Below are 25,481 nucleotides of genomic sequence, written 5' to 3'. Positions count from 1 at the left end.
GACTACAGGCCGAGAGCGCTCAGCAGACCACCGAGAACCGGAATCGAGTCGGCGCTACCGGTCTTGGGCGCCGGAGCCGGCGCCGGGGTCTGCGTCACAGTCACCGTGATCGTCTGCTGCGGGATCGCGTTCGCCTCGGGCGTGAGCTGTTCGGCCACGATGGTGTGCGTACCCGTTGTCTTCGGTGTCCAGGTGAAATACGCGTTCCCGGCCACCGCGACCCCATTGGCGTCGTAGATCGCGGTCGGCCCCACGGTACCGAGCACTGTGCCGTTGTCCGAGAACGTCACGGTGGTATTGAGATAGAACCCGCCGCCGAGGCCTGCCGTGAGCTTGTACGGGGTGTCCACATAGTGATCCCCACCGGCGTTCTCGATCGACAGACCGTAGACGCTGGCAGCCGCCATCGGCGCTGCCAGGACCGCGGCCGACGCGGCGACGGCGAAGCCCACGGCAGTGAAACCGGAACGGCGGATTCGAAGATCGAGCACGTTGGTAGATCCTTTTCCTAGCTCAAAACTGAAGGCACCCAGCGGGATACCGCGGGGAGGTTGAAACAGAATGCACGCCGTTTCTGACCGAGGGTGCAATAGAAGTCTGCCGATATCTAGTGACTTACCTATATAGCGGCAGATTCTCAGGACGAGGGGTGGGGGGCGAAGGCTCGGGCCCAGATCTCGCGGAGGGCGATGGCGAGGAGGACGGTCGGCAGGGCGGGGAGGACGGCGGAGGTGCCGTGGCCGCCGCAGCCGGTCGGATTCACCGACCAGAGCACGATGGCGGCGACGAACGGGGTGCCGACGGTCATCAGGCCAGGGAGCAGGCGGCCGACCGCGGCCGCTTCGACGGCGGCGGCGATGATCAGGACGAGGAAGGCTATGACCGCGATCGGGCTGGCCGTGCAGAAGCCGTCGGAGGGAATGTAGTCGGCGTATCTGCGGGGCATGTCGGCGTCGCCGGTCCAGCTGAAATCGGCGCCGGCCGGCCACAGGGTCGCGACGACGAAGACCCACCAGCACACGTGGCCGGTGATATGGACGAACCCGAACAAGCGGTCTCGTGTCACCGGGTCAACTTTAGTCGTGGCTTATCTACGAGTTTCTATTGTTTTCGCTAGATCTAAGTAGATATTCATGAGGTGCAAGTTGCCGAGGGCGGGGAGGATCCGTCGGCAGGCTGTATAGATCAGCGGAGACAGTTGGACAACTTGTGCATAACGCCTGGTGTGGGGGGTTAACGCCGGGGGCATCCATTCCGACAACCGGGCAAGAAGGCGCACTCTTCAGGAGGACGTCATGTCCACGCTCAACTCTCGCGCGGCCGATTTCGACGGCCGCCACATCACCGTCACGGCTGATGACGGCGTGCCCCTCGCGGTTCGCGAGTTCGGCGCCACCGATGCCCCGGTCACCGTGGTGTTCGTGCACGGGCACTGCCTGCGCGCCGAATCGTGGGCGTTCATGCGCGGGCACCTGATGGAGACCTGGGGCGAGGACACCCACATGGTGTTCTACGACCATCGCGGACACGGTGATTCGGGCAATGCGGACCCCTCGACCTACACCATCGAGCAGCTGGCCAAGGATCTGGACGCGGTGCTGCGGTCCGTGGTGCCGACCGGACCCGTTGTGCTGGTGGGGCATTCGATGGGCGCCATGACCGTGCTGGCGTACGCCCGGCTGCACCCGCTGGCCATCGGCACCCGGATCGTGGGCGTCGGCCTGATCTCCAGTGCCGCCAACGGCGTGACCCGGGTGGGGCTGGGACGGCTGCTGAGCCCGCCCGCGGTGAGCTCGCTGCGCGCCGCGGTGAAGCGCGCGCCGCGGGCCATGCAGGCCTCGAAGCACCTGAGCCGCCGGATCTTCGAGCCGATCATGCGCGATGCCACCCTGGGCACCCGGAAGGTGAGCCCGCGCATGCTGGCGGTGGCGACGGCCATGCTCAACGACACCTCGCTGCTGACCATGGCCAGCTTCCTGGAGTCGCTGATCCAGTTCGACGAGTCCGCGACCCTGCACCGGCTGGGCTCGATTCCGGTGCTGGTGCTGGCCGGGTCGGCGGACATCATGATCCCGTTCGCGCATTCGGTGGTACTGGCCTCCCAGGTCGACGACGCCGAGCTGGTGCGCCTGGACGGGGCCGGGCACAGCGTGATCCTGGAGCGGGCCGAGGAGGTGGCCGCGGCGGTGGTCGGGCTGGTGGCGCGGGCGACCGCGGCCATGCGGGCCGGGGACCCGGATTTCGGCCCCGACGGCGGTCCCGAGTACGCCATCGCGGGGTAGCCGGAAGCCGCTCGGCAACGGCCCGATTCGTGGATCTGAAACGTGTCAGACCCCAATTCGAGCGCTCTCGACAGGCCCTCGACCAGCAAATATCCATCGCGAACGAGACGAATCCCGCATGATCACGTACTGTGTTGTAGATCACGATGTGTGGTCTGTCACACGGGTCGAGGAGGTTTTCGATGACACGCAGCGAGATTGCGGAACTCCGCTACGCGGTTGGCCAGCTCCGCCAGTGCGTGGGCGCGCTGCGCTCGCACTACGGAGACGCGGGCACCGTCCGCCGGCTGGAGAACGATCTGGAGCGGCTCAGCATCGATGCCGACGAGTTCGAGCAGACCCCGCCGCCGGAGTCCCCCGCCGCGAAGCAGGAGACGATCTACGTCCCGGACGCCAAGCACGACGAGGCGGCCTGGATGGGCGCGCAGGACGAGGGTCTCGGCTTCCACTCCCGTCCCCGCACCGAGTAGTCCCGACGATCCTCAGGGCCGGTGGCGACCCCGGCCCGACCGTCTGCCGCCCGCACCACGGAAGCGGGCCCCGCGCGGAGCCTCGGAAACCGGTGTCCGATCCGGTGATTCGAAGACCGCGGCCAGGGCGCGGCCGGCGCCCGTCGGCGTCACGGCGAGCCCGAGGCTGCCGTCGCGCCGCGCCAATTCGTGCAGCATGGTGGTGACCATGCGCAGGCCCGCGGCCCCGCCCGGATCGCCCAGGGCGATCGAGCCGCCGTGCACGTTCAGCCGGTCACCGGCGGCGTCCGCGAGACCGCCGGTGTGGCTCACGAGACCCAGGGTGCGCGCCACGGCCAGCACCTCCACCGCGGACGTCTCCTCGACCTCCAGCAATTCCAGTTCGGGCAATCCGACTCCATTGCGCCACAGGGCCTTCGCGACCGCGGCTGTCGCGGCGGGCGCCGTCGTCCCGGCGGCCGCGCCGGCACCGGCCCAATCCGTCAGATAGCCCAGGGGTTCGAGGCCCAGATCCACCAGGCGATCCTCCGCGACCACCAGGCAGGCCGACGCGGCGAGCCCGCGGGTGCTGCAGTTGGCCGCGGTGGACACGCCGCCGGACCGGAACGGGGACAGTGCGGCGAAGGCGCGCGGGGAGACGTCGTCGCGCAGGCCTTCATCCCGGTCGACCAGACGCACCACGTCCGAACTCGGGTCGTCGGGCCGTGAGCACACCACCACCGGCGCGATCTCCGCGCCGAAGACGCCCTGGCGGTGCGCACGGGCGGCGCGGCGGTGACTCGCGGCGGCGAAGTCGTCGGCGGCGGCGCGGTCCAGACCGTGATCGTGGGCGAGTTGTTCGGTCAGCAGCGATTCCGCTTGTCCGCGCGGCGGTTCGGCAGCCCAGAGCGCGATCTGCTCGTCGGTGCTGGGCCCCGCGGGGTCCCCGGGCCCGGGACGGGGCGCCGGAAAGGGCGGCACGCTGGCCGATTGCGCATCGAATGAGTCTGCTGCGCAAGGGTATTCGGAGCCCACGGCGAGAACCACATCGGCCGCGCCGGTGCGCACCATCATGGCGGCGGTGACCAGGGCGCGTAGTCCGCCACCGGATCCCGTGCCCACCGCGAAGTCGCCGAGCTCGGCGGACAGGCCGCAGTGCGCCAGGGACGGCCGGATGGCGTCGAAGTCGGGGACCGCGGTGACCAGCTGTTCCACTCGCTTCGGGTCGATGCCGGAACGGCCGAGCACCGCCGAAAGCACTGTTCCGACCAGACGGTTCGGTGACACCGCGGCCAATGCTCCACCGGGCAAGCCCACGGGCGTGCGCATCGGCATCACGATGGCGGCTCGTCTCATCAGCGGCTCCCTTCAACCCTCATCAGGGGCACAGGCCACCACACCGTTGTTGCTGCCGTGTGACGGCGTGTAACCGGCGGAAACGACACCCCGGAGCTGCGAAATCCCGAATCGCCCAATCCCCGTGACAGCCTGCCGGGTTCGCGCGATTGCCGTTAGTTCACTACGCGAACGAAACATGAAAGCTCGCAGGAAATGTGGCGTAAATCACGGGATCACGAAATAGCTGATGCGAGCTCGAGTAATAGCACTCCTGTCGTAGGGTGCTCACCATCACATTCGATGCCGGAGGTAACGATGACGTTCCACGGGGTAGAGCAGCGAGGCATCCAGCAGTGAGCGCCGCACCAGTCAAGGCTTCTGAATCGAGTACCGGGGTTTTCAGCAGGGGTCGGGCCGCCATCGCGGCACGGACGCTGCGCACCGACCGGTGGTGGTTGCCGCCGGCATTGACGGTGCTCGGACTGGGGGCGTTCGTTGTCTACGCGACCGTCAGATCCTTTGTGCGGACCGCGTATTGGGTGAACGACTTCCACTATCTGACACCGTTCTATTCGCCCTGTCTGAGCGCTTCGTGCGTCGAGGGCTCGAGCCACTTCGGCACCCCGATCGGCAACCTGCCCATGTGGATTCCGCTGGGCTTCCTGGTGCTGCCGTTCCTGTTGCTGTTCCGGCTCACCTGTTACTACTACCGCAAGGCCTACTACCGGTCGGTGTGGATGTCCCCGCCGGCCTGCGCCGTGGCCGAGCCGCACGCCAAATATTCTGGGGAGACCAAGCTTCCGCTGATCATCCAGAACGCGCACCGCTACTTCTTCTACGTCGCGGTGCTCATCTCGGTGATCAACACCTATGACGCGGTGATCTCCTTCCACGCCAAGGACGGTGGCTTCGGCATCGGCCTGGGCACGGCGATCATCACCGGGAACGCCCTGCTGCTGTGGGCGTACACGCTGTCGTGCCACTCCTGCCGGCACATCGCGGGCGGGCGGCTCAAGCACTTCTCGCAGCACCCGGTGCGCTACCGCTTCTGGACCGTGGTGTCGAAGCTGAACACCCGGCACATGCAGTTGGCCTGGACCACGCTGGGCACGCTGGTCCTCACCGATTTCTACGTCATGCTGGTCGCGAGCGGAACCATCTCCGATCCTCGCCTCATCGGCTGACAGTCCTCTATTCCTCAGTCTCCCAGGAGTATTCGGTTCCATGCCTGAAGTCGAGCGGCACAAGTACGACGTCGTCGTGATCGGTGCCGGCGGTGCCGGTCTGCGTGCGGTGATCGAGGCCCGCGAACACGGTCTGTCGGTGGCGGTGGTCTGCAAGTCCCTGTTCGGCAAGGCGCACACCGTCATGGCCGAGGGCGGCTGCGCGGCCGCCATGGGAAATGCCAACGAGAAAGACAACTGGCAGGTCCATTTCAAGGACACCATGCGCGGTGGGAAGTTCCTCAACAACTGGCGCATGGCCGAGCTCCATGCCCAGGAGGCCCCGGACCGGGTGTGGGAGCTGGAAACCTATGGGGCGCTGTTCGACCGGACCCCGGACGGGCGGATCAGCCAGCGCAACTTCGGCGGCCACACCTATCCGCGGCTGGCGCACGTCGGTGACCGCACCGGCCTGGAGATCATCCGCACCATGCAGCAGAAGATCGTCTCGCTGCAGCAGGAGGATTTCGCGCAGACCGGCGACTACGAGGCGCGGATCAAGATCTTCGCCGAGTGCACCATCACCGAACTGCTCAAGGACGGCGACAAGATCTCCGGGGCCTTCGGCTACTGGCGGGAATCGGGCCGCTTCATCCTGTTCGAGACGCCCGCGGTGGTCATCGCCACCGGCGGTGTCGGCAAGTCCTACAAGGTGACCTCCAACTCCTGGGAGTACACCGGCGACGGCCACGCGCTCGCGCTGCGCGCCGGGGCCTCGCTGATCAATATGGAGTTCCTGCAGTTCCATCCGACCGGCATGGTCTGGCCGCCCTCGGTGAAGGGCATCCTGGTCACCGAGGGTGTGCGCGGCGACGGCGGGGTGCTCAAGAACTCCGACGGCAAGCGGTTCATGTTCGACTACATCCCGCCGGTGTTCAAGGGGCAGTACGCCGAGAGCATCGAGGAGGCGGACCAGTGGCTGAAGGACAACGACTCCGCCCGCCGCACCCCGGACCTGCTGCCCCGTGACGAGGTGGCACGAGCCATCAACGAAGAGGTGAAGGCGGGGCGCGGCACCGAACACGGCGGCGTGTACCTCGACATCGCCTCGCGGCTGCCCGCCGACCAGATCGTCAAGCGGCTGCCGTCCATGCACCACCAGTTCAAGGAGCTGGCGGACGTGGACATCACGAAGGAGCCGATGGAGGTCGGGCCGACCTGCCACTACGTCATGGGCGGCATCGAGGTCGACCCGGACACCCAGGCGGCGAAGGTGCCCGGCCTGTTCGCGGCCGGTGAGTGCGCGGGCGGCCTGCACGGATCCAACCGGCTCGGCGGCAACTCGCTGTCGGACCTGCTGGTGTTCGGCCGTCGCGCCGGGCTGGGCGCGGCCACCTATGTGGAGCAGCTGGCTGCGCGGCCCAAGATCTCCGACACCGATATCGCCGCGGCCGCGAAAGCGGCGGTGACGCCGTTCGATCCGCCGGACGAGGGCCGGGGGGAGAACCCTTACACCCTGCACATGGACCTGCAGCAGACCATGAACGACCTGGTCGGCATCATCCGCAAGGAACACGAGCTGAAGCAGGCCGTGGAGAAGCTGTCCGAACTGCGCGATCGCTACGACCACGTCACCGTGGAGGGGCACCGGCAGTTCAACCCGGGCTGGCACCTGGCCATCGACCTGCGCAACATGCTGCTGATCAGCGAATGCGTCGCGCAGGCGGCGCTGTTGCGCACCGAGAGCCGCGGCGGCCACACCCGCGACGACCACCCGGGCATGGATCCGGTGTGGCGGAATCAGTTGCTGGTCTGCACGATCGGCGACGACGAGGTCGGCTTCTCGGTGCCCGCGGTCACCGTCACCTCCGAGGCCCAGATCCCGATGCGCGCCGAGCTGCTGCGGCTGTTCGACCTGGCCGAACTCGAAAAGTACTACTCCCCCGCCGATCTCGCGGAGCTGCGGGACGACGCCGGAAAGGCGGAATAGCCATGGGTTATCAGGCGAAGTTCAAGGTGTGGCGCGGCGATACCGAGGGCGGCGGCCTGCACGACTTCACCGTGGAGGTGAACGAGGGCGAGGTGGTGCTCGACATCATCCACCGCCTGCAGGCCACCCAGGCCCCGGATCTGGCGGTGCGCTGGAACTGCAAGGCGGGCAAGTGCGGTTCGTGCTCGGCCGAGGTGAACGGCCGGCCGCGGCTGCTGTGCATGACCCGGATGTCGACGTTCACCGAGGACGAAGTGGTGACGGTGACGCCGATGCGCACCTTCCCCGTCATTCGCGACCTGGTCACGGATGTGTCGTTCAATTACCGGAAGGCGCGCGAGGTTCCGTCGTTCACGCCGCCGGTGGATCTGAAGCCCGGCGATTATCGGATGCAGCAGGCCGATGTGGAACGGTCACAGGAATTCCGCAAGTGCATCGAGTGTTTCCTGTGCCAGAACACGTGTCACGTCGTGCGTGATCACGAGGACAACAAGCACGCATTCTCAGGCCCGCGTTACCTGATGCGAATTGCGGAACTCGAAATGCATCCTCTCGATGTGGCGGATCGCCGCGATCTGGCTCAGGAGGACGCCGGGCTGGGCTACTGCAATATCACGAAGTGCTGCACCGAGGTGTGTCCCGAGCACATCAAGATCACCGACAATGCGCTGATCCCGCTCAAGGAACGCGTGGTGGACCGGAAATACGATCCGATCGTCTGGCTGGGAAACAAACTGTTCCGTCGCTGACGAACACCACAGAAAATCTGCCACCGGGGCCCCGCGCACCAGCGCGGGGCCCCGGATTCCCAGCGCTGGAAGTTGATCACGAAACGGCAGCCGTTCGGCAACGAAACCATGTTTACGCGCGTTAAAACATGGGTATCCAACTATTCGTGGACCGAGGACTGAAGAATGCACGTCCCCGGTACCGCAAATTGGGTCCTGACGACTGGGTCGAACGGCTGATCGTAGGGATGCTCTTCGCGGTATCGGCGATGGGCGTATACGTACTGACCGGCGCTTTGATGCCTTCGGTCGCGATCGGTGTGCTGGTGGCCGCCGTCGCGATCGGAGTAGTCGCGATTCTCTGAGTGTGATCGTGAACGACTGATACCGAGGTGCGCGGGCCCAAGAGCCCGCGCACCTCGTTCAGTTCTCTCAACGCTCGCGAATCGTCCGCCGCACGCGAATCACCTGTCGAAGCGCCCGTTTTCGAGGCCGGCGGTGAACGACGACCACTCCGCGGCGCCGAACACCAGCGCCGGCCCCTGCGGATTCTTGCTGTCCCGCACGCCGACCCGGCCCGCGGGCAGGAACGCCACTTCGACGCATTCCTTACCGGCCCCGCTGCGGCTGCTCTTGAACCAGCGGGCCCCGGAAAGCTCCACACTCATGCCGAATACTCCTTCGCCACCTGCCGCAGCAGGCTTCTGCTGTCCTGGACGTCCAACGCGCAGCGTTCCAGCCCCTCCTGGGCCCGGCGGTAACGCTGAACGTCGCCCTGTCTCTCGAGATACAGATCGCCGGTGAACCCCTCCACGTAGACCACCGGGGGCTCCACCGGCTGCCCCTTGCTGTCGGATCCGAACTCCAGGATCACGAACGGGCCGGTCGAAAGTCCCAGGGGGACACCGGCGGCGAAGGGCAGGATACGCAGGACGACATTGGATCGGGTACTCAGTTCCGCCAAATGCCGCACCTGCGCCGCCATCACCCTTGCACCTCCCACCAGGCGGCGCAATACCGATTCGTGCAGCACCATGGCGATGGCGGCCGGGTGCATGCGCCGGGTGATCATGGCCTGGCGCTGCATGCGCAGCTGAACGCGCCGATCCACCTCGGCCACCGTCTCTTCCGGGTATCCGAGCCGGTTCAGGGCCCTTGCGTAGTCGGAGGTCTGCAGCAGGCCCGGCACCAATTCCGATTGGTAGCAGGACAACTGCTGCGCGGATGCCTCCAAACCCACGTAGACGTCGAAGTTCTCGGGAATCAGGTCGCCGTAGGAGTGCCACCAGCTCTTGACGGCCGCCTGCTGTGCCAAACCCTTGAGTCCGTCGGCGATCTGGACGGGGATCCCGTAGATCCGGCACAGCTCCTGGATGTCGATGGTGCGGATGCGGTCCGCGTTGCCCTTCTCCAGCCGCTGCAGGGTGCTGGCGCCCCACTCCATCAGCTTGGCGGCCTCGGCGATGGTCAGTCCTGCCTGGATACGCCAGTCCCGTAGGTAGCGGCCGAGCTGGCGGCGCGGCAGTGTGGATGACGCGGGACCTTCTGACACAACACGCTCCATTCGCGTTCGCGGGCATGGATCGGGGGACGCGAGGTTCGTCCACTATGGAGAATCGTCCTCTCCCAAGTGGATTCGCTGCTGGGAATTCGCGCAATTTTGCGTTCTCCTTGTCGAAATTCGCCCGCTTGGCGTCTGCTCGTGGTGTGCTAGATGTGTGCCCGGAGCGGTGTAGCTAGGCCCCTTTCCTTTCCTGAACCTCCGGGCACTTCAGGAACCAGCGGGAACGAGGAGTGGTCTGGACATGCAACTGACGTCCCTCAATTTGCACATCGCCGTTTTGTCGCGCTGCCGCCGGGATCCCGGGGTGATGACCGCCGAACAGGCGCACGCAGCAATGCAATTGCACCTCGATTGCACCGTGCAGACCTGCAAGGTGCGTCGACGAGCCCGGGCCACCCTGGTGGAGGAGGGACGGTGCGTGCTCGACGAGCGCGCGTTGCCATGACGGCCGTCGATCCGGCGCACTCGGGCTTCGACCGGGTCGTGTATCGGCTGTTGTGGCTGGTGCTCGACGCCCGTTCCACGCGCCATCACACCCGGAAGATTTCGCGGCCCGGGACATACCGGGGAAGGCCCCCGGCCGCGATAAACGCTGCCGCACAGCGCTTTCGAACGCCCCGCGCCTAACCTCCGGGCAGCGGCGGCGTGGTCCCCACCGCGTGCAGCAGCGCGGTTCGGCCCGTTTGTTCCACAGACGGCGGGCGGGCCGAACCGCACCCAACGCTCGGCGTGACGCTTACCCTGGAATCCATCGCACTATGCGCCCGGGGTGGAGGGGAACACCGTTGTCGGCCTTCGAAGAGCCGGATATTCCGGTATGTCGGACTGCGTCGCTCGCGGATCTGGACGCCATTCGGGCGCTCGAGGTGGTCGAGTTCGAGCATCTCGCGTATCCGTATTTTGTTCTGCGGCAATTGTTCGAATTGCACGGAGCAAACTGGACGGTTGCTGAAGATGCGGGGGAGGTGTGCGGCTATGTCCTCACCGCCATCGACGGCGACAGCACGGCGTGGTTCCTCGGCTTCGCCGTGGCTTCCGCGTGCCGCGGCCGCGGTTTCGGCCGGGTCCTGCTGGAAGCCGCACTGGCCCAATGCCGCAAGGTCCACGCCGAACAGGTCTACGTGACCGTGAAGCCGGGCAATCGCACCGCCTACCACCTGTACAAGGAGGTGGGCTTCGCCTGGGCGGACCATGAGCCCAGCTACTTCGGCGCCGATGAGCCCCGAGATGTGCTGGTGCACAGGATCTATCATTGATCATGCTCGAGAGAAGCGCGCCGTCGTCACCCTTCGTGGCCGATATGAGCATGCGGATCGAGCGCCACGCCGACGCCTACGGCGAGAGCATCACCGAATTCCTGGCCCAGCCACACGGATTGCGCCGGCGTGCCACCGAACAACCCCTGCTGGATCTGTTCACCCGGCACACCGAGGCGGTGGTCGCCACCTACGATCCGCCCGGAATCCGCCGGGCCGGCGACAGTCTCGTCTTCGGCCACATCTACGCGCCCGCGCTGCGCCGCCCGGCCGGGCCGGATCCACAGGCCGTGCCGGTCAACGAGCTGCTCGCGGCGCTCATCGCCGCGGAGGTCGAGTTCCGGGGTCCGCTCCGGTTGAGCCGCACCCAGAATCGGCTGCTCGCCGAGGCATACGAACGTCTGGGCCGTCCGCTGGTCCAGGCCGGACTGCCCGGCCATGCCGCCCTGGCCTATCGGCGCGCGGGCAGTCTGTACCGCATCGACGAGGACACCGACGCCGAGGACCGCTGCGGGCTCGCGCTGTCCCGCGCCCGGCGGCAGGCGCAGCCGCAGGCCTGGCGGCGGCTCGGCGGCCTGGTCCCGGATCTGGTCTGCGGCTACGGGTATCGGCCGTTCCGGATGCTGTGGTTCGTGGTGTTCCAGCTTCTGGTCTTCACCGGCGCGGTGGCGTTGCGCGCGGAGCAGCCGGTGGCCGTGACGGTGTACCAGGTGCTGATGAACTACCTCAACCCGCTCGGTATCGGCGATACCGATCACCTGCGGGTGGGCGGCCGGGCGGTGTTCGTCACCGAGGCGTACACCGGCGCGGTCACCATGTCGGTGTTCTTCGCCCTGTTGGTGCGTCGCTGGTTCCGGCTCTGAGACCAGTCCTCACCACTGCACGGTGCTGATCTTGGAGCTGCGCAGCGCCTCCAGGGTGGCCACCGCCAGCCGGTCGCGCAGGTGCCCGACCTGCGCGGTCCACTGCCGGGTGAAGCCGGGATCGGATTCCAGCCGGGTCCACAGTTCACGCAGCCGGGGCGGGGTGTGCGCGCCCGGCATCCACAGGTGCACCAGCTGTTCGAGCAGGGGAGCCAGTTCGCCGGTGGGATCGCGTTCGAGCACGGGACGATTCGCGTCCGACAGCGCGGCGGCGAGGGTGGACAGCAGCCAGTCGTGCACGGCGAGATCTTCGCAGAAGCGCTGCACCCCGGCCAGATCCCGGACGGTCGGCACCATGATCCGGACCGATCGGGTGTTCTCGTCCTCCAGCCGGAAGGCGAACAGCGTCCGCCCCCGCGCGCTCCCGTCCACCGGCGGCGCGACCCGGGCGGCCCACCGCAGCCGGGTCGCCCCGGAGTGCACCGGCGGGTCCTGGTCCAGCCGCGGATCGTTGCGCACCCGGGTGAGCAGTCGTTCGCTGATCGAGCCGAGGTCGAGGGTGGTGGCGCTGGACGCCTCCAGGAAGCCCTCGGTGAGGTCGACCGCCGTGGCGGTGTCGTCGCCGATGCGGTGCACCAGTTCGACGGTCCCGACCCGGTTCAGATAGTGCGACCAGGCCCGCCGGTTCTGATTGGCCGCCCGTACCACGGTGGAACAAGCCGAACTCTGGATCACCCGGCCGCCCACCAGCACCGCGTGCGCGGCGACCGTGCCGATGGCCCGGCTGTCGGACCGCGACACCGTCGCCAGTCGGCAGTCCACGCCCACCGGTGTAGTCGGCGAGATGGCCAGCGCCAGTGGGCGCTCCCGCATCAGCACCCGCTGCCCGGGCAGCAGCGAGAGCAGGGCGGACGCCTCCCGCGCCGCCAGTCCCCCCGCATTCGGCAGCAGCGCCGTGCGCACCTCCCCCAGCAGGACCAGCGGATCGCTCATAGGGCGGCCACCTCAGACGTCACCGAGGAACAGGTGGTTCAACCGGCGGGTGGCCTGACGCGGCACCTCGACCGGAATCCGTTCGCCCGCACCGCGTTCGGCGAGCTTGGCGTGCACGTCGTCGTCGATTTGCAGGTGGTCCAGGATCACCCGCACCGCGTGCTCGATGCCCAGGTAGCTGTAGGGCAGCACCGACAGCGCCCGATAGGCGGCGAACGGTTTGGCCTGCGGATTCAGCTGCACCACCGCGGGCAGCCGGGACCACTCCTCGGGCCACGGGTCGTCCCACGGCACGGGGGCGGCCACCATGGCGCCCTCGTCGCGAATCATCCCCAGCCGCAACAACTGCCAGATGGAGGCGAGGAACGGGCAGGACCAGAGGATGCGTTCCTCCTGCTGTCCGGCCACCTCCTCGAGCTGCCGGCTCCACAGCTGCACGTCCAGGAAGATGGAGTGGTTGCGCGCCCCGAATTCCTCCGGCGGCCGGTACCGCGCGATCCGCATGGCCTGGCCGGCATCGTATTCCGAGGAGCGGCGGCCGTTGCACAGCCAGCCGGATTCGACGGTGGGCGGGCGACGGCCGGTGCTGTCGCGTTCGGGTTCGGCGACGATGCGCGCCGCCATCATCTCGGCCAGCCGCACCGGTTCGCCCACGGGTTCGCCGTCCAGAAAGGACGGCACCTCCGCGCACCCGGCCTCGCGGGCCAGGTAGTCGATGCGGACCTCGCATTCCTCCGCGGCGGTCAGCAGTTTCTCGAGCACGTGCCGGGGGTCGGCGACGCGGCGGGCGTCACGGCCGCGACCCGGGGTGCGGCCCCAGAAGTAGTCGTCGACCAGGAAGCAGGTGCTGACCCGGGCGCCCGGACCGAATTCCTTTTCGGCGGCGGCGATCTGGGTCTCGACGATGGGCGCGACCTTGCGCAGTTGCGCGCGGATCCGGTCGACGCCGTTCACCAGTTCGTCCATGTAGAAGTGCCCGACCTCGATGGACAGGTGCGAGAGCGGCTGCCCGGCCACGCGGTTGCGTTCACCGGCCTCGCTGTAATCGGTCGCGGAGCTCATCTGCGTATCTCCACCTGTTCCCAGACGGCGTCGTTCATGAGTTTCTCGGTGAGCGTGCGGAACGCGTCCACGGTCTCGGCATTGGCGACGTGGGCGGCGACATCCACATCCAGGATCACCTGCTCCCGGCATTGCAGCATCGGTTCCACCGGGGTCTGGCCCAGTATCCCGCTCGGACCCATCCCGTGCCGGTTGGCCGCGCGGGTCAGGGTGTTGTGTTGTTCCTGGAGCCAGGCGGCCTGGGCCGGACGCAGTCCGGCGGTGCGGTTCAGTTCGGGGACCGCGATGCGGACGAAGCGCAGCGAGTTCAGCAGTCCGGTGCGGTCGTGTCCCCACGCCTCCCCCGTGGCCAGCACCCCGTGGTCGTCGTGCACCAGGCCGCGGGCGGCGGCGATGTGCTGGCGGGTCCAGCGATGGAAGATGAGCCACCGGCACACGGCGCGCGACAACTGCGACTGCTTGGTCGCGCTGAGCGCGAGCGCGAGCGCGATGGAGCGGCCCGCGCTCAGATCCACGAAGGTGACGTCGAATTCCTGCTCGCAGGTGGCGAACAGCGCGGCGCAGCGGTCGATCATGCGCTCGTCGAGGGTGGTGAACTCGGAGCCGCCGAGATCGCCGGGGAACAGCACCAAGCGGCCCGAGGGATGCCGGGACCGGCTCAGTTCCATCCGGTCGGTCTCCGAGCGCACGCTCAGCCGGGCGGGGGAGCCGTTCTCGTCGAGCAGGTACGCGTGCAGGCCGGTGCCGTCGCGCACCCCGTTGTCGATGCGGCTGATCTCGAAAGTGCCGCCCGCGGTGGGCGATCCGAAATCGAAGTCCAGATAGGCGACCTTGTGGCCCTTCATGCTCAGCCAGTACGCCATATTGCAGCTGGTGACCGAGCGGCCGGTGCCGCCCTTGTCGGACGCGGAGAACACGAGCACGGTCATTCGCTCCTGGTGGCGTCGAGCCGGGCGTAGGCGAGTTCGTCCAGCTCCATGAGGGCCTGCGAGGCCAGACTGACGGCGGTGCCCGGGCGCTCGTCGATGAGTGTGCGGGCCCGTTCCAAGCGTTGTTCGGCCAGCGCCAAAGCGGTGCGGCCCGCGGAGACGTCGGTTTCGCTGAGCTCCAGCATCTCCCGGTTGAGCAGGTGTTCGGCCTCGGTGAGCAGTTCCATCGCGCGGGTCACCGAGTTCGGCGCGCGCAGCGGCGGTTCCCGGTACATGCGGGCGGCGGTCACCATGCACTCGACCACGCGCTCGGTGAGATACCAGGACGGCAGATGCGAATCGCTGCCGCCGAAGATCCGGCTGGGGTCGTCCCAGAGGCCGGTGGCCGGTCCCTCACGGAAGGCGCGCAGATCGAGGTGGTCCATGGTGGCCTGGGCCAGCGCCATCAGCTGATCCCGGGTCTCGATGGTGCCGGAGAGCCGGGCCGCCTGCAGGGTGCGCTTCAAAAGCACCGTGGCGTAGTCGGATACGGTCCACAGCAGCAGCGGGCCGTCCAGCTCCTCGCTGCCCAGCAGGCGCAGACTCACGCCCGGGGTGTGCATGGTGCGGGCCGGGTCCTCGGCGGTGAAGCGGCGGATGATGCGGCCGCGGCGGGCCAGTTCGTCGAAGATGGTGGCGGCGCGATCCAGGTCGTCGTCATTGGCCTCGCGGTTGAGCAGATCCTGCATGAGCACCGCGGACACGATGAGACTGAAGTAGTCGGACTCCTCGCCGTCGGAGGTGCGCCAGGGAATGTCCTCCAGCGGCCAGCGGCCATTGCCGAAGCGCGCCACCGCCGCCCAGTACCGCTGGGCCAGATCCCAGCGCAGCTGCAGCGCCTCGGCCAGGCGGCGCTGCTCGGTGTCGAGCAGGTCGAGTTCGCGGGTGCGCTGTGAGGTGAGGTCGTTGATGCCGTCCAGCGCCACCACGGTGAAATGCAGGTAGGGGCGGGCGACGGCGTGGCCGGGCCGCTGCGCGATGGGCAGGTCCACGAAGTCGATGTCGGCGGCCTTGCGGACGATGGCCCAGCTCCAGCCGCATTCGAACAACATGTCCGAACTGTCCAGGTCGACGCCCTCGATCTGGCTCAGCGTGGCGTCGTTGCGTAGTCGGATCCGAACCCGGTCCAGGCGGTCCCGCACCGCGCGCACCACCGCGTCGGTGGAACCGCCCGTCTGATTCAGCATCGACAGCATGGCCTGGCCGGCCGGGGATTTGGGCGTCACCGTGTTCACCACGAAACTGCGGATCAGCCCCACCATCGCGGCGGTCAGACGGGTATTGATGTGGGCGTCCAGGCGGTCGATGCGCGGGCCCAGGTCGATGGCGAGCCGGTTCCGCCGGCCCACCGCCAGCGCCGACACCGGACCGCTGAAGCCGCGCAGGAACTTCAGGGCCGCCAGGCACAGGGTCAGCGACATCGAATAGGAGTCGACGACTTCGAGCGCGTGCTGCTCCGAGGTGGGCTCGGCGCCGTTCGAAGAGGCCAGATAGCTGCCCGCGGCGAAGTTCGGCAGTTCCCTGCCGGTGTCCGGATCGTGGTCGGTGTGCCGTTCGACGTACTGCTCGAGCAGCCACACCACCCGCTCGCCGATTCGCAGGCCGTCATCGCCCAGCGGGGACAGCACCGCGAGGATGTCCTTGGCGATCTCGTCGGGCGTCTCCAGGCCGAACCCGTCGATCTCGGTGGCCGGATACAGCAGGCACAGCAGCTGTTCGGCGTCGCTGATCGAGTTGGAGCCGTTGCGGCCGCCCCAGACCCAGGCCTCGTCCTGGTAGCACGCGGTCAGCAGCGACCGCCAGACTCCGAGGATCTGCTCCCGTGGCTTGATTCTCATCGACGCCGTCCCCTGCCCTGTCGTGGCCAGCCTCGCCGTCATCGCAATGTACGAGCGCGGCACAAACTATCATGCGCCGACACCGCGCACCGGGTGGAAAGCGGGCTCGAAATCGCGTCGCGCACAGCGCAATATCGGACATCACACAATATCGGGCAAGTCGGGCGTGGGGTGGCGCGCGCACCCGCGCCGGGCCGGTAGCGTCGCCCGACATGGACCGGACGGCCCGCCGCGCCACAGCCGGCACCAGGCACGCCGCGGTCGGCTACGCGCTGCTGCTGCCCAGCCTGCTCGGGATCGGCTGCTTCCTGCTGTTGCCGATCGCGGTGGTGCTGTGGCTCAGCCTGCACAGCTGGAATCTGCTGGGGCCCATCCGATTCACCGGCTGGGACAACTGGCGATCGGTGCTCACCGACCGGCAATTCGGACATTCCATCCTGGTGACGCTGGCCTTGACAGCGCTGGTGATGCCGGTGCAGACGGTTCTGGGATTCGCGGTGGCCGCGCTGCTGGCGCGCCGCGGGCGGGCCGGGACCGTGCTGCGGGTGGTCTACGCGCTGCCGTGGATGTGCGCGCCCGTGGCGGTGGGCGTGGTGTGGCAGTGGATCTTCGCGCCGACCGGCGGGGCGCTGAACGCTCTGCTCGGGCATCGGGTGGAGTGGTTGAGCTCGCCCAGCCTGGCGTTGCCCGCCGTCGCCGCGGTCATCGTGTGGATGAATGTCGGATATGTGGCTTTGTTTTTCGTGGCCGGGATCCGGGCCATCCCGCCCGAGATCCTCGACGCGGGCGCCCTGGACGGGGCCGTCGGGTGGCGGCGGGTGCGCTGGCTGATCCTGCCGCTGTTGCGGCCGACCATGTTCTTCGTGCTGGTCACCGGGGTGCTCAGCGTTTTCCAGACCTTCGACGCGGTGTACGCGCTGACCAAGGGCGGGCCGGGGCATCACACGGATGTCGTTGCCATGCGGATCTATTCGGAGGCGTTCGACGCCGCGCATCCGGGGCGGGCCGCGGTCATGGCGGTGGTGGTGTTCGCGGTGATGTTCGTGATCACGATGGCGCAGCACCGGTACTTCCGGAATCGGACCAGCTATGAGTACTGACCGGCGGGCGGCGGCGCGGGCGGTCGTGGCGTACGGGGTGTTGATCCTCGGGGCGCTGCTGACGGTGGCGCCACTCGTGTTGAGCGCCATGACGGCGTTCAAGACTCCCAAGCAGTTCGCGGCCGAATCCGCTCTGGCCACACCGGATCCAGTGACTGTGGATAACTTCCGCACGGTGCTGGATCAGGGGCTGGGCCGGGCCGTCGCGGTCACCGCGCTGATGACGGTGTGCATAACCTGTGGACAACTCGTGACGTCGATCCTGGCGGCATATGCGTTCGCGCGCACCCGATTTCCCGGCCGGGACGTGCTTTTCTGGGTGTACCTCGGGACCATGATGGTGCCCAGTGCGGTCACCCTCGTGCCGCTGTACCTCATGTTCGCGAAACTGGGGTGGCTCAACACCTTCTGGGCGCTGGTGCTGCCGTTCCTGTTCGGGTCGCCGTACGCGATCTTCCTGCTGCGCCAGTACTTCCTGGCCATTCCGGGGGAGATCATCGACGCGGCGCGGGTCGACGGCGCGAACACCCTCGACATCCTGTTCGGCGTGGTGGTGCCGATGAGCCGGCCGATTCTGGCCACCCTCACCGTCATCACCGTGGTCTCGCAGTGGAACAGCTTCATGTGGCCGTTGGTCGCCGCCTCCGGGTCGAAGTGGCAGGTGCTGACCGTGGCTACGGCCAACATGCAGACCCTGTACAACGCGCAGTGGACGCTGATCATGGCCGCCACCACGCTGGCCATCGCGCCGCTGGTGCTGCTGTTCGTGGTCTTCCAGCGACAGGTGCTGCGATCCATCGCGGTGACGGGACTCAAATGAGGAGCCTCCGCGTGAAGGATTCGACCCGGGTGGTCCTCGGGATCATCGTGGTCGCGGTACTGCTGGTGGCCGCGGCGTTGTGGCTCGGGCGCGATGCGGAGAGCGGCGGGCGGACGGTGGTGCGGCTGCGGATCTGGGATCAGAGTTTCGTCACCGCCTACCGGGCCTCGCTGGACGAGTTCCAGCGCGCCAACCCGGATGTCGAGGTGCGAATCACGCTGGTGCCGTGGGCGTCCTACGCGCAGAAGCTGCGGCTGGACGTGGCGGGCGGGATCGCCGACGACCTGTTCTGGACCAACCTCTACGAGGACTACGCCGACAGCGGGCACCTGATGGATATCGGCGCGGCGCTCGGACCGGAGGCCGCGCACGGCTGGGATCCCCAGGCCGTCACGCAGTTCACCCGGAACGGGACGCTCTGGGCGGTACCGCAATTCGTGGACGGCGGTAGCGCGGTCTACGTCAATCGGGACCTGCTCGGGCAGGCCGGAGTGGATCCGGGTGAACTGGCCGGGCTGCGGTGGAACCCGGATCCGGGGCGGGACACCTTGCGTCCCGTCCTGCGGCGACTGGCCGCGGTCTCGGCGTGGCCGTACAACGCCGCCAACGACTTTCAATCGATCTCGCTGCCGTATCTGGGCTCGGCGGGCGGGCAGTTCCAGCGGGACGGGCGATTCTCGTTCGACTCACCCCAGGGGCGCGACGCCTACGGATACACCGTGGGTCTGGTGGCCGACCGGCTGTCACCGTCGGCCGCCGACACCATTACCAGCAGTGACTTCGCCAAGAACGCTTTCTTGCAGGGCCGCATGGCGTTGTTCCAGTCCGGCACCTTCAATCTGGCGACCATCACGCAGAACGCCGGATTCCAGTGGGGATTGGCCATGATTCCCGAGGGACCGGCCGGTCGGGTCAGCGCCAACAATGCCATCGGGGTCGCGGGCAATGCCGCCACCCCGCATCCGGACGCGGCGCGGCGCGTCCTGGCGTGGCTGGGGAGCGCGGCCGGCAACCGCTATCTCGGCCTGGACGGGAACACGATTCCGGCGGTGGTGTCGGAGCAGCAGGTGTATCGCGACTACTGGGCGCGGCACGGCGTGGACGTGTCACCGTTCTTCGACGTACTGCGCGGCCGGACGATCAGCGCCGGTGGTGGGCCCGGATTCCCGGCAGCGCTGCAAGCGGTCACGCCGATCTTCGATGAGATGTACCTGGGCCGTATCCCGGTGCCCGAAGCCCTGACCCGCGCGCAGCAGGCGGCGGAGTCCGCGGCCGAACAGCGGTGATCAGATGCGGCTGTGATCGGTATAGGGCGTGCGCGGACCGAACTTCGGCTTGTGCGCGAACCCGGCCAGCCCGAGCAGCCGCACCGCGCGATACCGGTGCGGGCGTAGCGGTTCCAGGTATTCGACCATGGCGTCGTCGTCGATCGGCTCACCCAGCAGGGTCCAGCCGACCGTGGCGGCCAGATGGAAATCGCCCACCGACAGGGCATCCGGATCACCGAAGGCCCGCTGCGCGATCTCGGCGGCGGTCCAGATCCCGATCCCCGGCACGGTCCGCAGCCGGTGCGCGGCGTCCGCGTGGCTCAGGGTGGCGGCCTGCTCCAGTTTCGGCGCGATCCGGGCCGCCAGCACAATGGTTTTCGAACGCTGCGGGCCGACATTGGCGCGGTGGTAGACCCACGACGGGATGTGCCGCCAGGTCTCGGCGTCCGGCATCACCCGCAGCCCTTCGGGAGCAGGTCCGGGCGCGGGAGTCCCGTAGCGCCACACCAGTTTCCGCCAGGAATCGTGGGCCGTCCTGGTGTGCACCTTCTGTTCCAGCACCGCGGGAACCAGCGCCTCCCACACCAGGTCGGTGCGGAGCATGCGCAGGCCCGGATTGCGGCGGTGCGCCTCGACGATCTTGGGATGTTCGGGACTGAAGTCGCTGACGTCCTCGTCCAGGCACAGCATGCGCGGCAGCTGCTCGAGGAATTCCTCGCTGCCCGGACCCCAGGCGCGGGCGTCCACGGTGTGGCGGTCGCGCTGCCGCAGCCGGTAGGTGACCTCGCCCGACGGCATCCGCGAGGCGTGCCAGTGCGAGCCGTCGGGGGTCTCGCGGTGGCAAGGGTCGCCGAAACCGTGGCGCAGCGGGGAGATGGTGGCGGCCAGATCCAGCGGCCGGTCCGAGCTCAGCGTCCGGCTGTGGTCCGCGGTGACAGCCACCGGCCCGCGAGCGGGCTGGGCGGGCGGCGCGGAAGTCACCGCGTCATTCTAGGGACGCCTCACCGGTCCAGCAGGAACTGGGCGAGATGGCGAGAGGAACGCCCGGCCAGCTGCGCGGCCTGGGTCCGGCAGGAGAAACCGTCGGCGAGCAGGATCGCGTTGGCGGGCGCGGTGCGCAGGGCCGGGAGCAGGCCGCGCTCGGCGACCGCGACCGACACGTCGTAGTGGCCGCGCTGCATGCCGAAGTTGCCCGCGAGTCCACAGCAGCCGGTGACCTCGATCACCCGCGCGCCGGTGCGGTCCAGGATCCGGCGGTCGGCGGCGAAACCGAACACGGCATGCTGGTGGCAGTGCGGCTGCACCAGCACCGTGCGGCCGGAACGGTCCGGGGGCTGCCAGCCCGGCTGGGTCTCCAGGAACTCGGCGAGAGTGTGCACCGCGGCCGCGACGGCGGCGGCGCGCGGGTCGTCCGGGAGCAGACGGGGGAGGTCGTCGCGGAGGGCGGCGGTGCAGGACGGCTCCATGCCGACGACCACGCCGCCGGATCGGACGTGGGCGTCGAGCGCGTCGACGGCGGCGCGCAGTCGCTGTCGCGCGCCGTCCAGTTGGCCGGTGCTGATCCAGGTCAGACCGCAGCAGACGCGCCTGTCCGGGATGTGCACGTGATGGCCGAGCGATTCGATCAATTCGACCGTGGCGGTGGCGATCTCGGGGTCGAAGGCGTCGGTGAAGGTATCCATCCACAACAGCACGCCCGGCCCGTCCTGCCCAGGCGCCGAAGGACGCCGACTCCGGCGGAAGCTCCGCTTCGCCAGGGTCGGCACCGCGCGGCGGGAATCCATTCCGGCCGCACGCAATCCGAGTCTGCGCAGCGGACCGGCACTGCTGAGCCGGTTGACCAGGCCCGGCACTCGCGACGCCGCTGCCAGCCAGCGCGGCAGCTGACCGAGGGTGTAGTGGTCGATCGGTCGGAGCCTGCCCTGATAGCGGCGGTACAGCGTCTCCGACTTGTAGGTGGCCATGTCGATCCCGGCCGGACACTCGGAATGGCAGGCCTTGCAGGACAAACACAGGTCCAGGGACTCCGCGACGGCCTCCGACCGCCAATCCAGCTCGCCCCTGACGACATCCTGGAGGACTCGGGCGCGACCCCGGGTGCTGTCCTTCTCGTCGGCGGTCGCCAGATAGGACGGGCACATGACGCCGCCGGGGGTGTCCGCGCGGCACTTGCCGATCCCGACGCAGCGGTGCACCGCGGTGGCCAGATCTCCGTCGGCCGGAAAGGAGAATCCACCCGTGGTGGGCAACGGGCGCAGACCCGCCAGGCGCAGGTCGGCGTCGAGCGGGCGGGGATGAACGAGGACACCGGGATTCAGCACCGCGTCCGGGTCGAACAGCGCCTTGAAGCCCGCGAAGGCGTCGAGCGCGTCCCGGGAGTACATGAGCCGCAACAGATCCGAGCGGGCGCGGCCGTCGCCGTGCTCGCCCGACAGCGAGCCGCCGAAACCCACCACCTGCCGGGCCGCGTCCTCGAGGAAGGCGCGGAAGCGTTGCGGCGCTTCGGCTATCGGCAGATCCAGGCGCACATGGACGCAGCCGTCGCCGAAATGGCCGTACAGCAGGCCGTCCACGCCGTGCTCACGGGTGAGCCGGTCGAAGTCCCGCAGGTAGTCGCCCAGGCGGGCGGGCGGCACCGCGGCGTCCTCCCAGCCGGGCCAGGCCGGATGACCGTCCGGCGTGCGGCCGGCCAGGCCCGCGCCATCGGCGCGGATGCCCCACAGCGCGCGAGCCTCGGCCGCGTCGGTCACCAACCGGGCGTCGAGGGCGTGGGCGGACGCGCGCAATCCCTCGGCCTTCTCGCGCGCCTGTTCCGGTGTGTCACCATCGATTTCGATGAGGAGCCAGCCCCCGCCGCGCGGCAGTTCGGGCACCGCGCCCCGGTGCACGCGCACCACATCGACCAGGCGGGCGTCCATTCCCTCCACAGCGATCGGCCCGGCGGCCATGATCGTGGCGATATCGTCGGCGGCCGTGGGCATGTCCGGGTAGCCGAGCACGACCAGCACCGTCGCCGCGGGCACCGGGACCAGATCGACGGTCGCGTCGAGCAGCAGTCCACAGGTTCCCTCGGTGCCGACGAAAGCCTTGGCCACCGACGAACCGCGTTCCGGCAGCAGATGTTCCAGCGCGTATCCGGACGCCTGCCGCTCGAATCTGCCGAGTTCGGTGCGGATCAGGGCCAGGTGTTCCCGGGTGAATTCGGGCAGTCCGGCGAGTACCGCCGGGTCGCCCGCGAGGGTCCGCTCCACGCCGCGCCCGTCGAGAATCCGCAACTCCCGCACCGTATCCGAGGTCCTGCCCCAGGCCACGGCGTGCGGGCCGCAGGCATTGTTGCCGATCATCCCGCCCAGGGTGCACCGGTTCTGGGTGGACGGATCCGGGCCGAACCGCAGCCCGTGCGCACCCGCGCGCCGCTGCAACGCGGCCAGCACTACGCCCGGCTGCACCCGCGCGATCCGCCGCTCGGGATCGAGATCGAGGATCTCGGTCAGGTGGCGGCTGAAGTCGAGGACCAGACCCGGTCCGATGGCATTGCCCGCGACCGAGGTACCCGCCCCGCGCGCGGTCACCGGCAGCCCCTCCGCCCGGGCGATATCGAGGGCGGCCATCACATCGGCGGCATCCCGCGGAAACACCACAGCCGCCGGGGGCACCCGATAGTTCGACGCGTCCGAGGCGTACTCGGCCCGCCGGCGCGGTCCGGTGTCGACCTCGCCGGTGATCGACCCGCGCAATGCCCGCTCCCACGCCGCGCTCACGTCCCGACCTCGCTTCACGGGTCCAACCCTAGGCGGGTTTCGCTGCGAGCGAACTCCTGACCAGGCCGGAAGGATTTGCCCTCAACCTTTGTTGAGGTCTTACTGTCGGTGGTGCGGGGTTAGGTTTCCCCCGACAGGTGAGGAGCGGGGATGAGTATCGAATCGGTGGCGTGGAATCAGCTCTATCGGCAGATGCACGCGCCTACGGAGCAGCGGCCGCTGCGGATGGCGACGGCGAAGCGGATCCTCGCTTTCGCGCGCCCGCATCACCGGCAGCTGGTGTCGTTCCTGATCTTCAGCATCGTCTCCGCGCTACTCGCGGTGGCGACGCCGGTGCTGGCGGGACGCGTGGTCGACGCGATCGTCTCGCACGGCGCGCCGCGCACGGTGATCACGCTGGCGGTCATCATCGCCATCGTCGCAGTACTCGACGCCGGACTGGGACTGGTCATCCGGTGGCTGTCGGCGCGCATCGGAGAGGGGCTCATCTTCGATCTGCGCACCGCGGTTTTCGACCATGTCCAGAAGATGCCGATCGCCTTCTTCACGCGTACCCGGACCGGCGCACTGGTGAGCCGGTTGAACAATGATGTCATCGGGGCGCAACGGGCCTTCAGCACCACCTTGTCCGGCGTCGTCACCAATGTGGTGACCCTCGCGCTGACCCTGGCCGTGATGCTGCGGCTGTCCTGGCAGATCACCCTGCTCGCGCTGGTGCTGCTGCCGGTGTTCGTCCTGCCCGCGCGGCGCATGGGTGAACGGCTGGCCGGGATCCAGCGCGAGGCGGCCGGGCTCGACGCGGCCATGAGCACCCAGATGACCGAACGCTTTTCCGCGCCCGGCGCCACCCTGGTCAAACTGTTCGGGCGGCCGCGGCAGGAGTCGGCGGAGTTCGGGCTGCGGGCCGGGCGGGTGCGCGATATCGGGGTGCGCACCGCCATGCTCCAGACGGTCTTCGTCACCGCGCTCACCCTGGTCTCGGCGCTCGCGCTGGCGCTCGTCTACGGGCTCGGCGGCTACCTCGCGCTGAAGGGACAGATGGAACCCGGCTCGGTGGTCGCGCTCTCGCTGCTGCTGACCCGGCTGTACTCGCCGCTCACCGCGCTGGCCAGCGCCCGGGTGGACGTGATGTCGGCGCTGGTGAGCTTCGAGCGGGTCTTCGAGGTGCTGGATCTGAAGCCGCTGATCGAGGATTCGCCGCTGGCCGGGCCGGTGCCGCCGGGACCGGTGGCGGTCGAGCTGGACGGCGTGAGCTTCGGCTACCCGTCGGCGGACAAGGTGTCGCTGGCCTCGCTCGAGGATGTGGCCACCCTGGACACCCGGGGCGGTGAGGAGGTGCTGCACGAGGTGTCGCTGCGCGCCGAGCCCGGGCAGATGGTGGCGCTGGTCGGCTCCTCCGGGGCCGGGAAATCGACCATCGCGCAATTGGTTTCACGGCTCTACGACGTGGACTCGGGCGCGGTGCTGCTGGGCGGCAAGGATGTGCGGGAACTGACCGGGCAGTCCATCCAGGACACCGTCGGTCTGGTCACCCAGGACGGGCACCTGTTCCACGACAGTATTCGCGCCAACCTGCTGCTCGCGCGGCCCGAGGCCACCGAGGACGACCTCTGGGACGCGCTGCGGCGGGCCCGGCTGCGCGACCTCATCGAATCGCTGCCCGACGGTCTGGACACCGTGGTCGGCGAGCGCGGCTACCGCCTCTCCGGCGGTGAACGGCAGCGGCTGACCATCGCCCGGCTGCTGCTCAAGCAGCCGCGCGTGGTGATCCTCGACGAGGCCACCGCCTCACTGGACTCCACCTCGGAGGCGGCCGTGCAGGAAGCGCTGGCCGAGGCACTCGACGGCCGCACCGCCTTGGTGATCGCCCACCGGCTGTCCACCATCCGCAATGCCGACCAGATCATCGTGCTCGAGCACGGCCGGATCGTGGAACGCGGCACCCACACCGAACTGCTCGCCGCGGACGGCCGCTACACCGAGCTCTACCGCACCCAGTTCGCCGACTCGAGCGTGCCCGCCACGGCCTGATCGGGCT

24 protein-coding genes are annotated in these 25,481 nt (G+C 68.4%); 13 read left to right on the top strand and 11 right to left on the bottom strand.

Features of this window, described 5'->3' with window-relative positions:
- Nucleotides 1-2 precede the first annotated feature (2 nt).
- Together ACWEOI_RS05885 and ACWEOI_RS05880 are read right to left on the bottom strand one after the other, a co-directional pair.
- Complete coding sequence (locus tag ACWEOI_RS05885; RefSeq protein WP_433669401.1) at nucleotides 3-491, bottom strand: hypothetical protein; 489 nt, start codon at nucleotides 489-491, stop codon at nucleotides 3-5.
- Between the two features lie 146 nt (nucleotides 492-637).
- Nucleotides 638-1,066 carry a hypothetical protein gene (locus ACWEOI_RS05880; RefSeq protein WP_452359045.1) on the bottom strand — a complete coding sequence of 143 codons (429 nt, stop codon included), beginning with the start codon at nucleotides 1,064-1,066 and terminating at the stop codon, nucleotides 638-640.
- Nucleotides 1,067-1,295: 229 nt separating this feature from the next.
- Between ACWEOI_RS05880 and ACWEOI_RS05875 the strand changes: the two genes are divergently transcribed.
- Nucleotides 1,296-2,282, top strand: coding sequence for an alpha/beta fold hydrolase (locus ACWEOI_RS05875; RefSeq protein ID WP_433669405.1), 987 nt, complete (start codon nucleotides 1,296-1,298; stop codon nucleotides 2,280-2,282).
- A gap of 182 nt (nucleotides 2,283-2,464) precedes the next feature.
- On the top strand, nucleotides 2,465-2,752 hold the full coding sequence (locus tag ACWEOI_RS05870; RefSeq protein WP_433669407.1) for a hypothetical protein: 288 nt from the start codon (nucleotides 2,465-2,467) through the stop codon (nucleotides 2,750-2,752).
- Nucleotides 2,753-2,764: 12 nt separating this feature from the next.
- Here ACWEOI_RS05870 and ACWEOI_RS05865 read toward each other — a convergent pair whose 3' ends face one another.
- Nucleotides 2,765-4,087, bottom strand: coding sequence for a thiolase family protein (locus tag ACWEOI_RS05865; RefSeq protein ID WP_452359044.1), 1,323 nt, complete (start codon nucleotides 4,085-4,087; stop codon nucleotides 2,765-2,767).
- Nucleotides 4,088-4,422: 335 nt separating this feature from the next.
- Here ACWEOI_RS05865 and ACWEOI_RS05860 point away from each other — a divergent pair, with 335 nt between their 5' ends.
- The 4 genes from ACWEOI_RS05860 (at nucleotide 4,423) to ACWEOI_RS05845 (ending at nucleotide 8,315) form a co-directional block, all read left to right on the top strand.
- Nucleotides 4,423-5,253, top strand: coding sequence for a hypothetical protein (locus tag ACWEOI_RS05860; RefSeq protein WP_433669410.1), 831 nt, complete (start codon nucleotides 4,423-4,425; stop codon nucleotides 5,251-5,253).
- Nucleotides 5,254-5,293: 40 nt separating this feature from the next.
- Entirely contained in the window at nucleotides 5,294-7,222 is a 1,929-nt protein-coding gene (locus tag ACWEOI_RS05855; protein WP_433669412.1) for a fumarate reductase/succinate dehydrogenase flavoprotein subunit, read from the top strand.
- Between the two features lie 2 nt (nucleotides 7,223-7,224).
- A complete protein-coding gene (locus tag ACWEOI_RS05850) occupies nucleotides 7,225-7,971 on the top strand; it encodes a succinate dehydrogenase/fumarate reductase iron-sulfur subunit (RefSeq protein WP_357274730.1) in 747 nt (248 codons plus the stop codon).
- A gap of 146 nt (nucleotides 7,972-8,117) precedes the next feature.
- On the top strand, nucleotides 8,118-8,315 hold the full coding sequence (locus ACWEOI_RS05845) for a hypothetical protein (protein ID WP_357098833.1): 198 nt from the start codon (nucleotides 8,118-8,120) through the stop codon (nucleotides 8,313-8,315).
- 99 nt (nucleotides 8,316-8,414) lie between these two features.
- Here the strand turns inward: ACWEOI_RS05845 and ACWEOI_RS05840 are convergent, their stop codons facing one another.
- Entirely contained in the window at nucleotides 8,415-8,618 is a 204-nt protein-coding gene (locus ACWEOI_RS05840) for a DUF397 domain-containing protein (protein WP_357088699.1), read from the bottom strand.
- Entirely contained in the window at nucleotides 8,615-9,502 is an 888-nt protein-coding gene (locus ACWEOI_RS05835) for a Scr1 family TA system antitoxin-like transcriptional regulator (RefSeq protein WP_433669414.1), read from the bottom strand. The genes ACWEOI_RS05840 and ACWEOI_RS05835 overlap by 4 nt, the downstream gene beginning before the upstream one ends.
- A gap of 253 nt (nucleotides 9,503-9,755) precedes the next feature.
- Between ACWEOI_RS05835 and ACWEOI_RS05830 the strand changes: the two genes are divergently transcribed.
- From ACWEOI_RS05830 to ACWEOI_RS05820, 3 genes are all read left to right on the top strand, one after another.
- Nucleotides 9,756-9,959 carry a hypothetical protein gene (locus ACWEOI_RS05830; RefSeq protein WP_357088694.1) on the top strand — a complete coding sequence of 68 codons (204 nt, stop codon included), beginning with the start codon at nucleotides 9,756-9,758 and terminating at the stop codon, nucleotides 9,957-9,959.
- A gap of 340 nt (nucleotides 9,960-10,299) precedes the next feature.
- Nucleotides 10,300-10,770 carry an N-acetyltransferase family protein gene (locus ACWEOI_RS05825; RefSeq protein WP_452359043.1) on the top strand — a complete coding sequence of 157 codons (471 nt, stop codon included), beginning with the start codon at nucleotides 10,300-10,302 and terminating at the stop codon, nucleotides 10,768-10,770.
- Nucleotides 10,771-10,772: 2 nt separating this feature from the next.
- On the top strand, nucleotides 10,773-11,633 hold the full coding sequence (locus ACWEOI_RS05820; RefSeq protein ID WP_433669417.1) for a hypothetical protein: 861 nt from the start codon (nucleotides 10,773-10,775) through the stop codon (nucleotides 11,631-11,633).
- Nucleotides 11,634-11,642: 9 nt separating this feature from the next.
- Here the strand turns inward: ACWEOI_RS05820 and ACWEOI_RS05815 are convergent, their stop codons facing one another.
- Genes ACWEOI_RS05815 through ACWEOI_RS05800 form a run of 4 tightly spaced genes read right to left on the bottom strand, consistent with a single transcriptional unit; the run spans nucleotide 11,643 to nucleotide 16,494 of the window.
- The gene (locus ACWEOI_RS05815) at nucleotides 11,643-12,626 is read right to left on the bottom strand and encodes an SCO2521 family protein (protein ID WP_433669419.1); all 984 of its coding nucleotides are present in this window, start codon (nucleotides 12,624-12,626) and stop codon (nucleotides 11,643-11,645) included.
- A gap of 12 nt (nucleotides 12,627-12,638) precedes the next feature.
- Nucleotides 12,639-13,688, bottom strand: a complete 1,050-nt coding sequence (locus ACWEOI_RS05810) for an SCO2522 family protein (RefSeq protein WP_433669421.1) — start codon at nucleotides 13,686-13,688, stop codon at nucleotides 12,639-12,641.
- On the bottom strand, nucleotides 13,685-14,617 hold the full coding sequence (locus ACWEOI_RS05805) for an SCO2523 family variant P-loop protein (RefSeq protein WP_379275767.1): 933 nt from the start codon (nucleotides 14,615-14,617) through the stop codon (nucleotides 13,685-13,687). Before ACWEOI_RS05805 ends, ACWEOI_RS05810 begins: the two co-directional genes overlap by 4 nt.
- On the bottom strand, nucleotides 14,614-16,494 hold the full coding sequence (locus ACWEOI_RS05800) for an SCO2524 family protein (protein WP_433669423.1): 1,881 nt from the start codon (nucleotides 16,492-16,494) through the stop codon (nucleotides 14,614-14,616). Before ACWEOI_RS05800 ends, ACWEOI_RS05805 begins: the two co-directional genes overlap by 4 nt.
- 212 nt (nucleotides 16,495-16,706) lie before the next feature.
- Between ACWEOI_RS05800 and ACWEOI_RS05795 the strand changes: the two genes are divergently transcribed.
- Genes ACWEOI_RS05795 through ACWEOI_RS05785 form a run of 3 tightly spaced genes read left to right on the top strand, consistent with a single transcriptional unit; the run spans nucleotide 16,707 to nucleotide 19,700 of the window.
- Entirely contained in the window at nucleotides 16,707-17,594 is an 888-nt protein-coding gene (locus ACWEOI_RS05795) for a carbohydrate ABC transporter permease (protein WP_452359042.1), read from the top strand.
- Nucleotides 17,584-18,414, top strand: a complete 831-nt coding sequence (locus ACWEOI_RS05790; protein WP_452359041.1) for a carbohydrate ABC transporter permease — start codon at nucleotides 17,584-17,586, stop codon at nucleotides 18,412-18,414. Before ACWEOI_RS05795 ends, ACWEOI_RS05790 begins: the two co-directional genes overlap by 11 nt.
- 11 nt (nucleotides 18,415-18,425) lie before the next feature.
- Nucleotides 18,426-19,700, top strand: a complete 1,275-nt coding sequence (locus ACWEOI_RS05785) for an ABC transporter substrate-binding protein (protein ID WP_452359040.1) — start codon at nucleotides 18,426-18,428, stop codon at nucleotides 19,698-19,700.
- Here the strand turns inward: ACWEOI_RS05785 and ACWEOI_RS05780 are convergent, their stop codons facing one another.
- A complete protein-coding gene (locus tag ACWEOI_RS05780; protein ID WP_433673526.1) occupies nucleotides 19,701-20,624 on the bottom strand; it encodes a DNA-3-methyladenine glycosylase family protein in 924 nt (307 codons plus the stop codon).
- A 59-nt stretch (nucleotides 20,625-20,683) separates the two neighbouring features.
- On the bottom strand, nucleotides 20,684-23,461 hold the full coding sequence (locus ACWEOI_RS05775; RefSeq protein WP_452359039.1) for an FAD-binding and (Fe-S)-binding domain-containing protein: 2,778 nt from the start codon (nucleotides 23,459-23,461) through the stop codon (nucleotides 20,684-20,686).
- Between the two features lie 132 nt (nucleotides 23,462-23,593).
- On the opposite strand from ACWEOI_RS05775, the gene ACWEOI_RS05770 reads away from it, so the two are divergent.
- Nucleotides 23,594-25,474, top strand: a complete 1,881-nt coding sequence (locus tag ACWEOI_RS05770; protein WP_433669430.1) for an ABC transporter transmembrane domain-containing protein — start codon at nucleotides 23,594-23,596, stop codon at nucleotides 25,472-25,474.
- Nucleotides 25,475-25,481 lie beyond the last annotated feature (7 nt).

This window comes from Nocardia sp. NPDC004340, assembly GCF_053602575.1.
This window is presented reverse-complemented; position numbering and strand designations above follow the sequence as displayed.